At 28.6% G+C, this 3,136-nt stretch carries 3 protein-coding genes and 1 pseudogene; all 4 read left to right on the top strand.

Features of this window, described 5'->3' with window-relative positions:
- A partial coding sequence (locus tag H2277_RS08740; protein ID WP_337201930.1) for a DUF1311 domain-containing protein occupies positions 1-969 on the top strand: 969 nt, incomplete at its 5' end.
- A gap of 59 nt (positions 970-1,028) precedes the next feature.
- Positions 1,029-1,718, top strand: coding sequence for a lysozyme inhibitor LprI family protein (locus H2277_RS08735; protein WP_407928570.1), 690 nt, complete (start codon positions 1,029-1,031; stop codon positions 1,716-1,718).
- Positions 1,719-1,834: 116 nt separating this feature from the next.
- Positions 1,835-2,305, top strand: a complete 471-nt coding sequence (locus H2277_RS08730; protein ID WP_252400058.1) for a hypothetical protein — start codon at positions 1,835-1,837, stop codon at positions 2,303-2,305.
- Positions 2,306-2,307: 2 nt separating this feature from the next.
- A pseudogene (locus H2277_RS08725) lies at positions 2,308-3,136 on the top strand (hypothetical protein); the annotation flags it as partial.

The raw sequence follows: 3,136 nt of genomic DNA, 5'->3' as shown, positions 1-3,136 counted from the left end.
GAAGAAGCTAAACCTAGCTTTGATTGTAGCAAAGCAACTACAAAAGTTGAAAAGATGATTTGTAATGATGAAGGTGGGCGGTTAAAAAATTTAGATCGCTATATGGGTGAAGTCTATACACAATTAAGAAAAGAGTTAAAAATCTCTAAATTTCCTGATAAGGAGCAAAGGCTAAAAGATCTTTTAGATTCACAAAGAGCATTTATTAAAAATTTAAATGAAGTTGATTCTATAAAAGATTCTTATGAAGAGCGCATTACACAATTACTTAAACTTCTAGGAGAAGTGCTAGATTCTAACAATAAAGAACTATGTGAATATGCAAGAAAAAATAAATTTGGTGACAGTAAATGGCAAGAAGTTCCTCCATCTGTCAATCCTCCCTTTAGTATAGGTTTTTGTGCTTTTGGAGCAAATGATAAATATGGCAATTTTGATAATTATTGCACAGAAAATAGAGAGATTATAAAAGAAGAAATGACAAAAGCTATCAAAGAAAAAAGTCTTTTTATCAGTCCTCCTAGAGTCTATAAAAGAAAAATTGATATTAATAATGATGGGGTGTTAGATAATGTGATACTTTCAGATGGGGAATATTTTAGTGCACTTTGGATATATAAAAATGGTAAGCTAGATGCAAAAGCAAGTGATAAAATCTATGGAGATGATTTGCATTTTAGTGGAGCAAAAACTGAAGAAGAAGTTTGCATAGTAAATGAGACGCCTTGCAGGGCATTTGAAAAATATGCCCTGCCAAGCAATAAAATTTCAGGAATACCAAAACAAGCAGAATTTAACTCTGAAATTCCTATACTAAGCTATTTAACTTATGGAGTTATGGAATTTCAAGGCAAAAATTATATTACTCTTTGGAATGGTAGATTTAATTTTGATGAGAATTCTACTTATCCAGAAACACGCATTTATCTTTTAGAAGGTAATAAAAGAGAATTAAAATGCACTTTTTAAAAAGGAAATAATTGATGTTTGAAACGACAAAAAATACAGAGCAAATTAAAGGAGTTCTTATGCAAAAGATTTTAATAGTTTTAGGAATTTTCTTAATGTTAGCCATTAGTGCTAATGCACAATCCCCAGAAGAAGCTAAACCTAGTTTTGATTGTGCTAAAGCAACTACAAAAGTAGAAAAGATGATTTGTAATGATAAAAGTGGGGAGTTACAAAAACTTGATAGATATATGGCAAAGACATATAAAGAACTAAGACAGAATCTAAACAAAAATGAGCAAAATAAGCTTTTAACATCGCAACGATTATGGCTTCAAACCCTAAATCAATGCAAATCTAAAGAATGTGTAAAAGAGCTTTTGCAAAATAGAGTTGGGGAATTGCAAAATTACACAGCACACACGGGCAATGTGTGGCTTGGGACTTATACATTACAAGAAAATCTTTATATGGGGAGCTTTACAATAAAAAAGTGTGATAAGTTTAATATTTGTGAAGCTAGATATGAGGCTATCCTAAATAAAAGTGAATTTAATGATATGCATATCTGCGAAGAAGTTTTAATGAAGCTTAAAATCAAAAATAATAATAAAGCCATTGCGTATTATGATGACGAAGAAAAATGTAGCTTGAACTTGGAGCTTAATAAAAATGGGATTTTAATCACAGAGCAAAAGCCCAAAGATTGCTATATGGGTTGTGGAGAGGGAACAGAAATTAGTGTAAATCGCTTATATCATAAGGAATAATCAATGCTTTATGATACCGAAGTGCTAAATGAAAATGATTATAAAAAAGAATGTGCAAGACTTCTTATTGCCTTTGAAAATTTAAATTATAAACATATATTGCTTAAGGAGAATGTATGAATAATAAAATAGTCATATTGATATTATGTTTAGTACAAATACTTTTTGCAAATCAAAACATACAAGAATGGAGTGGTGTATATGGTTTTTCTGAAAATATAGATTCGCAAGATATAGATTTATCAAAAAGTAGGCAACAAATTTTTCGCTTTTTAGAGTGCAATAATGAAATTTGCTTGGCTGAATATGAATCTTTGTATAAATATTCTACTTGCAAAATACACAAATATGATAAATTATTGCACTTAAAAATACTTTCTCCAAATCAAGCAATTTTATATTTAAAAATAAAAGATGAAAATAATGTAGAAAAAATGTGCAAAGTGCTCTTGCAAAAAACACAAAAAGGTTTTAGATCAAAAAATCCTTTGAATGCAATAGAATCTTGTAATATAAGTTTATCTATTTTTAAATCTTGTGGTGCAGGGACTAATCCAGATTGGACTATGGAGTTTATAAAGGAATAATAATGAATATTGAAACTTTAGATGATGAAACTTATGCGATCCTTTTAGGAGTTTTAATTTGTAATATTGAAGTAGATATAAAAAGTTCTTTATTTCAGAGTGGTAATTTTTTAAAGCCTTATGGTGATGGCGGTAAAAGTATAGCCGTTGGTTTTGGATTAGATTTAAAAGTTAATTCTCTAAATACCATCACTTGTTTATATAAAAATATTTTTGGGGATAATTGGCAAATATCTAATGAAGAAAAAGACATTTTAGAAAAACTGCGAACTAATGCAATTACTACAACACAAGCAATTGAAAAACTAGAAAAACTAACAATACTTAGTCTTGATTTAAAAACACAAGATAATGCCTATAAATTATTTTCCCTAACACTGCAATCATATGAAAATAAAATTGACAATAAAATTTCAAAATCTTATGAAAGAATCGCTTTGGTATCTAGGGCTTATAATTATTATGGAGAATTACTTCTAAGAGCCGTTAGGCAACAAAATAGGTTTTTAATTTGGTTTTATTTACGATATACAACCAACACTTCAAATGGAAGAGAATTATTGGGACTTACAAAAAGGAGATGGTGGGAGTCGGAAATCTTTAAATTATATAATGGAATATCTTTTGAGAATATTTTAGAAATATTTCAGTGTCTCAATATTGTCACATTTAATAAAAAAATAATTTACAAGCATATAGAAGAATATGAAGCAAGAAATTTAACTCAAGAAAATATTCAGATATTTAAGAATGATTCTAAAAATAGAGATCTTGATAAGCATTTTAAATTTACATATGAATACATCACTACCATCCTTAAGCCTCATTTAG

The sequence above is a fragment of the Campylobacter sp. W0014 genome, assembly GCF_020135975.1.
GTDB lineage: Bacteria > Campylobacterota > Campylobacteria > Campylobacterales > Campylobacteraceae > Campylobacter_D.
The sequence above is the reverse complement of the archived record's forward strand: the minus strand, read 5'-3'. Positions and strand labels throughout refer to the sequence as shown.

What these genes read in the sequence shown, in the direction of transcription:
- H2277_RS08735 (WP_407928570.1), top strand. Translation starts at nt 1,029, where the DNA reads ATGCAAAAGATTTTAATAGTTTTAGGAATTTTCTTAATGTTAGCCATT.
- H2277_RS08730 (WP_252400058.1), top strand. Translation starts at nt 1,835, where the DNA reads ATGAATAATAAAATAGTCATATTGATATTATGTTTAGTACAAATACTT.